The organism is Actinomadura logoneensis, from assembly GCF_003428695.1.
Classification (GTDB): Bacteria; Actinomycetota; Actinomycetes; order Streptosporangiales; family Streptosporangiaceae; genus Spirillospora; species Spirillospora logoneensis.
Map to the genome: position 1 here is coordinate 1 of NZ_QURH01000886.1, position 6,251 is coordinate 6,251.

Genomic DNA, 6,251 nt, shown 5'->3' on the forward strand with positions numbered 1-6,251 from the left:
GCCGGTCCCGTGGGCGGGACGGGCGGGACGGCCGGACCCACGCCGGCCGGACCGGCCGGACCGGGCGCGACCGTCTCCGCGACCGCTCCCGCGGGGCCGTACTCGCCGCGCCGGGCCTTGGTCCAGATGTAGACCACGACACCGATCAGCATCGCGAGGATGCCGAGCATGACGGCCTGCTCACCGGAGCTGTAGACGATCGCGAAGGAGAAGACCAGCGCGATGATCGCCATGGTCATGTCCTTGGCCATCCGTGCCCGGTTGACCGTCCGCCCGCCGGTGACCAGCCAGAACAGCTGGGCCGCGGCGGAGAAGAAGTACGGGATCGCGGTGGTGAAGGACGCGAAGAGCAGGATCGTGTTGAAGGTGTTCTCGGACGCGTAGGCGAACAGCAGCATCAGGGTGGTCAGGCCGGTCCCGACGAGGATGCCGACGACCGGGGCCTCGCGGCGGGACAGCCGGGCGAACGACTTGGGGAACATGCCGTCCCGGGCGGCGGCCATCGGCATCTCGGCGACCAGCATCGTCCAGCCGTTCAGCGCCCCGATGCCGGAGATGATCGCGCAGACCGCCATCACGTTGCCCCAGAGGGCGCCGCCGAACATGTTGTTCAGGGCGTCGGCGAACGGGGCGGTGGAGTCCTTCAGCTGGTCGTGCGGGACGGTGCCGAAGACGGCGAGGGTGGCGAGCAGGTACATCAGGCCGCAGGCGAGGACGCCGTAGACGCTGGCCTTGCCGACGTTGCGCTCGGGGTTCTTGATCCGCTCGGCGACGATCGTCACCGACTCCATGCCGGAGTAGATGAACAGGATCAGGCCGAGGGAGAGCGAGATCGCGCTCCAGATCGAGCCGCCCTCGGCGTTGAACGGGCCGAAGTTGGACGTCTTGATGAAGAACAGCCCGATGATGCCGACGAAGATCAGCGGCACGAACTTGAGCACGGTGGTGATGCTCTGGAAGAGGCCGATGTTCTTCACACCGGTCAGGTTGACCAGCGCCGGGATCCAGATGCCGACCAGGCCGATGGCTATCTGGCCCGCCGTGTTGTCCCAGTGCAGGAAGTGGTTGACGTAGCCGACCCAGGCGACCGCGATGCCCGCGTTGCCGCCCCAGGCGGTGAGCCAGAACGACCAGGCGCTCCAGAACCCCATGAACTCGCCGAAGCCGCTGCGCGCGTAGGCGTAGGGCCCGCCGGACGCCGGGATGCGGGCGCCGAGCTTGCCGAACACCAGGGCCAGCGCGATCGCCCCGATGGTGGTGGCGATCATGACCGGGAAGCTGATCGTCCCGATGGCCGCCAGCGAGGCGGGCAGCAGGAAGATGCCGGTGCCGACGATGTTGCCGATGACCAGGGCGGTGGCCTGGGGGAGGCCGAGCTTGCCGGCCTCACCGAGGATCTGGCCGGGCTGCGGTTCCCCGGCCCTGTCGAGTTCGCCGACCTCCCAGGCCGGCGATGTCGCAGGCTCGCTCATATTCGGGTGCCCCCCTCGACCGATCGGTCCGCCCGCGCCGCACAGCGATCATGTGGCATGCGGGGAATTACCCCTGGGCGGGTTGACGAAAACTCGCCAACGATCAAGACGGTAGTACGTGGAAAATACGAGAGAGTTGGGGCGCATTTCACATTTACTGCGCTGACGTCGCGCCTTTGCCTGCTCTTTACCTTGAAGTACAAAGGACCAGGGCCATTGGTCCCTGGTCCGCCGTCTCCGCAGGGTCGAAGGTCACCTGAGCGAGATTGCTTCTTTGCCTTCTCTTTACCGAGCGTCCTCGGGCCGCGCTCCGGCGTCTTGGTGGCGCACAGCACAAGGGGTGACCGAGGTCATAGAATGGATCATATTTGAAAGGAAAAAGAAGTGCCCCGGTCGGCGGGTGCCGACCGGGGCGAGGTCCGTGAAGACCGTGGGTCCACGCAGGGACCGGGTGGTGCGGGGTTCAGTCCCGGCAGTTCCCGGCGAGCGCCTGCGCGGGGTACCCGATGCAGGACGACGCCCCGGACCGGTCGTCCGCGCTCGTCCCTGAGGCGGGCCTGCCCGCGCTCACCACCGACATCACCAGGAAGGCGCCGACCAGCAGGGCCCCGACGAGGGCGACCGGAACGAGGGTCCAGCGCGAGGGCATCCCGAGGACGCTGGTCTCGTAGCCTCCGAAGGCCGACAGGCGGCGGCCCAGCTCGGGATCCTCGGCGGTCAGCCGTCGCGCGATCTCCGCCAGCGTCCTGTGCTCACCCGCCGTCAGCGCCATCTGTCCCGTCCCCCGGTCCGCGTTTGCCATGGTGTGAGGGATGGTTTTAGCCGGTTTTGGTGCTTAGCGTCCAGTCTTTTGGGCAGGTTTTACTGTTGGCCTCGCGGCGGGCGGAGCTCAGTCGCCGCGGGCGGAGCTCAGTCGCCGCGGGCGGAGCTGAGCGCGTCCGCGCCCGCCACGATCTCCGAGAGCTCCATCGTGATCTCCTCCTGGCGGGCCTCGTTCGCCTGCCGGGTGAGCTTGTCGATCAGCTCGAGGGCGTTGTCGGTGGCGGCCATCATCGCGGCCCGGCGGGCGGCGTGCTCGGACGCGGCCGACTCCAGCAGCATGTGCCACAGGCGGCTGTTGACGTACTGGTGCAGCAGGCCGTCCAGCAGCGTGAGCGGGTCCGGCTCGAAGTCGTAGGTGGACGCGGCGCCCACGCCCCCGTTCCCCGAGGCGTCGCCGGCCTCGCCCTCCGGGACGTCCTCGACCTCCAGCGGCAGGATCCGCCGGACGGTCAGCCGCTGCGTCAGCATCGACACGAACTCGGTGTAGACGATGTGCACGCCGCCGACGCCGCCCTCGGCGGTCGGGCGGTCGAACGCCTCCAGCAGCGTCCGCCCGATCTCGGCGGTGGTCGCGAAGTCGGGCCGTCCTGAGTCGCCGTGCCAGGCCCGCTCGAGCGGGACGCCCTGGAACCGGAAGTGGTCGATGCCCCGCTGCCCGGTGACGTACAGGACCGGCTCGCTGCCCTTCTCGCGCAGGTTCGCCATCAGCGCCTCGCCCTGCTTGATCGCGTTGGTGTTGAACGCGCCGCAGAACCCGCGGTCGCTCGTCACCACCAGCACCGCGACCCGCGACGTGTCGGGGTCCTCGTTCAGCAGCGCGTGGTCCATGTGGACGTGGTGGCTGATCAGCGACTCCACCGCCCGCGTCACCTGCCGCGCGTACGGCCTGGACTGGGCGAGCCGCTGCTGCGCCTGGGAGATCCGGGCGGCGGCGATCAGTTCCTGCGCCCGGGTGATCTTCGCCGTCGACTTCACCGAGCGGATCCGGTTGCGCAGTGCGCGTAGCTGAGCGGGCATGGCCCCACCGTCCCACCGCCGGGACCCCGCCCCTACCCCGGGGCCCGTTCCATCACCGAAGCTTTATCAGGACTTTCCACCCCGAGCGGCATGGGTCACACCCGCCGCCGCGCGGGCATGGCGGCGGTCACACGACCGGGGTCGCGCCCGCCGCCCGGACGTGGCGACCGTCACGGCGCGGCGCGGGTGCCCGGGGCCGGAGCCCCGGGGGCCCGGTCATAAACTCGGGGGCATGGCAGCACCCCCCGGAGACGACACCCGCACGTCCGGCAGCGCGCTCCGGCTCGACGGCCTCGTCAAGCGGTACGGCGCGAAGACGGCGGTGGACGGGCTGTCCTTCGGGGCCGCGCGCGGCGAGGTGACCGCGCTGCTCGGCCCGAACGGGGCGGGCAAGACCACCACGATCGAGATCTGCGAGGGCTTCCGGCGGGCCGACGCGGGCACCGTCCGCGTCCTCGGCCTCGACCCCGCCGCGGACGCCCGGGCGCTGAAGCCGCGCGTCGGGGTGATGCCGCAGTCCGGCGGGGTGCCGGGCACCGCGAAGGCCGGGGAGTTCCTGCGGCTCGTCGCGGCCTTCCACCGCCGTCCGCTCGACCCGGCGGCGCTGCTCGAGCGGCTGGGCCTCACCGAGCACGCGCGCACCCCGTACCGGCGGCTGTCGGGCGGCCAGCAGCAGCGGCTGTCGCTCGCCGTGGCCCTCGTCGGGCGCCCCGAGCTGGTCTTCCTGGACGAGCCGACCACCGGCCTGGACCCGCAGGCCCGGCACGCGACCTGGGACCTGGTCGCCGACCTGCGCGCGGCCGGCGTCTCGGTGGTGCTGACCACGCACTACATGGAGGAGGCCGAGCGGCTGGCCGACCACGTGGTGGTCGTCGACCACGGCCGGGTCGTCGCTCAGGGCTCCCCCGCCGAGCTGACCGGCGCGGAGCGGCAGTTGCGCTTCCGCGCCCGGCCCGGCCTGGGCCTGGAGGAGCTGCTGGCCGCGCTCCCCGCGGGCAGCGCGGCCAAGGAGTCGCCCGCCGGGCACTACCTGGTCGAGGGCGACGTCCGGCCCGAGCTGCTGGCGACCGTCACCGCCTGGTGCGCCTCGCACGGCGTCCTCGCCGAGGACCTGCGGATCGAGCGCCGCACCCTGGAGGACGTCTTCCTGGAGCTGACCGGACGGGAGCTGCGCTCGTGACCACCACCGCATCCGCCGCCGAACGGCTCGACCTGGCGCCCGCGCCCGGGGCCGTCCCGCTGCCCCGGATGATCGCGGCGCAGACCGGCTACGAGCTGCGCGCGCTGCTGCGCAACGGCGAGCAGCTGCTGCTCACCCTGATCATCCCGGTCGTGCTGCTGACGCTGTTCTCCGCGACCTCCCTGCTCGACCTCGGGCCCGGCAGGCGGGTGGACTTCCTGGCCCCCGGCATCCTCGCGCTCGCGGTCATGTCCACCGCGTTCACCGGGCAGGCCATCGGCACCGGCTTCGAACGCCGCTACGGCGTGCTCAAGCGGCTCGGCGCGACCCCGCTGCCGCGGGCCGGGCTGATCGCCGCCAAGACCCTCACCGTCGTCCTGGTGGAGGTCCTGCAGGCCGTCGTGATCGGCGGGGTGGCGCTCGCGCTCGGCTGGCACCCGCACGGCGACCCGTTCTCCGCCGCCGCCCTGCTGCTGCTCGGCACCGCCGCCTTCAGCGGCTTCGGGCTGCTCATGGCCGGAACGCTGCGCGCCGAGGCGACCCTCGCCGCCGCCAACCTCGTGTACATCCTGCTGCTGGCGGTCGGCGGCGTCGTGTTCCCCCTGACCAAGTTCCCGGACGGCGTGCGCGCCGCCCTGGAGCTGCTGCCGATCTCCGCGCTCGCCGACGGGTTGCGGCAGGTCCTGCAGCACGGCGCGGCGCTGCCCGGCAAGCCCCTGCTCGTCCTCGCGGTGTGGGCCGTGGCCGGTCTCGTCCTCGCCGCCCGCCTCTTCCGCTGGGAGTAGTCCGTTGGCCCTCGCCGAAGCCCCTGGTTCGGCCCTTCCGGCGGGCGGCGCGAGCCGCGCCGCACGGTTCTCGCTCGGCGCGGTCCCGCCGCCCGCGCTGATCCTGCTGGGCATCCTGTCGCTGCAGGTCGGCGCCGGCATCGCCAAGCACCTGTTCGGGCAGCTGCCGCCCGCCGCGCTCGTCCTGCTGCGGCTGGTCACCTCCGCCGTCGTGCTGGGGTTCGTGGCGCGCCGGGCGCTGCGGACGATCCTGCGCGACCACTCGCGGCGCAGCCTCGCGGTCGCGGCGGGCTTCGGCCTGACGCTCGGGCTGATGAACTTCGCGATCTACCAGTCGTTCTCCCGCATCCCGCTCGGCGTCGCGGTCACGATCGAGTTCCTCGGCCCGCTGGCGGTGGCGGTGTTCGCGTCCCGCCGTCCGCGGGACCTGCTGTGGACGGGGCTGGCCGCCGCGGGCGTGCTGCTGCTGGCGCGCGGCAGCGGCAGCGCCACCGACCTGGTCGGGATCGGCTTCGCGCTGCTCGCGGGCGTCGGCTGGGCCCTGTACATCCTGCTGAGCGCCGCCACCGGGCGCCGCTTCTCCGGCTCCACCGGCCTCGCCGTCGCCAGCATCGTCGCGACCGCCGCGGTCCTGCCGGTCGGCGTCGCCACCGGCGGTGCGAAGCTCCTCGACCCGCGCCTGCTGCTGCTCGGCCTCGGCGTCGGCCTGATGTCCTCGGTGATCCCCTACTCGCTGGAGCTGGAGGCGCTGCGCCGGATGCCCGCGCGGGTGTTCGGCATCCTGATGAGCCTGGAGCCCGCCGTCGCCGCGCTCGTCGGCGTCGTCCTGCTCGGCGAGGTGCTGTCCGGGCTGCAGTGGCTCGCGATCGTCTGCGTGATGGCCGCCTGCGCGGGCGCCACGCTCGGCGAGAAGCCGCCGCCCGAGACGCCCCAGCCCTGACCCGCCGCCCCTGACCCGCCGCCCCCCGGCCCGCC

6 protein-coding genes are annotated in these 6,251 nt (G+C 72.3%); 3 read left to right on the forward strand and 3 right to left on the reverse strand.

Features of this window, described 5'->3' with window-relative positions; genetic code table 11:
• The 3 genes from DZF91_RS29880 to DZF91_RS29890 all read right to left on the reverse strand — a co-directional run.
• Nucleotides 1-1,472, reverse strand: a 1,472-nt coding sequence (locus DZF91_RS29880; RefSeq protein ID WP_117360439.1) for an amino acid permease, incomplete at its 3' end; no start/stop codon positions are given.
• A gap of 463 nt (nt 1,473-1,935) precedes the next feature.
• The gene (locus DZF91_RS29885; RefSeq protein ID WP_117360440.1) at nt 1,936-2,274 is read right to left on the reverse strand and encodes a DUF3040 domain-containing protein; all 339 of its coding nucleotides are present in this window, start codon (nt 2,272-2,274) and stop codon (nt 1,936-1,938) included.
• Between the two features lie 107 nt (nt 2,275-2,381).
• Entirely contained in the window at nt 2,382-3,311 is a 930-nt protein-coding gene (locus tag DZF91_RS29890; protein WP_117360441.1) for a F0F1 ATP synthase subunit gamma, read from the reverse strand.
• Nucleotides 3,312-3,543: 232 nt separating this feature from the next.
• Here DZF91_RS29890 and DZF91_RS29895 point away from each other — a divergent pair, with 232 nt between their 5' ends.
• From DZF91_RS29895 to DZF91_RS29905, 3 genes are all read left to right on the forward strand, one after another.
• Nucleotides 3,544-4,491, forward strand: a complete 948-nt coding sequence (locus DZF91_RS29895; protein ID WP_117360442.1) for an ABC transporter ATP-binding protein — start codon at nt 3,544-3,546, stop codon at nt 4,489-4,491.
• A gap of 68 nt (nt 4,492-4,559) precedes the next feature.
• A complete protein-coding gene (locus DZF91_RS29900) occupies nt 4,560-5,276 on the forward strand; it encodes an ABC transporter permease (protein ID WP_117360444.1) in 717 nt (238 codons plus the stop codon).
• Between the two features lie 4 nt (nt 5,277-5,280).
• Nucleotides 5,281-6,216 carry an EamA family transporter gene (locus DZF91_RS29905; RefSeq protein WP_117360443.1) on the forward strand — a complete coding sequence of 312 codons (936 nt, stop codon included), beginning with the start codon at nt 5,281-5,283 and terminating at the stop codon, nt 6,214-6,216.
• Nucleotides 6,217-6,251: the final 35 nt, after the last annotated feature.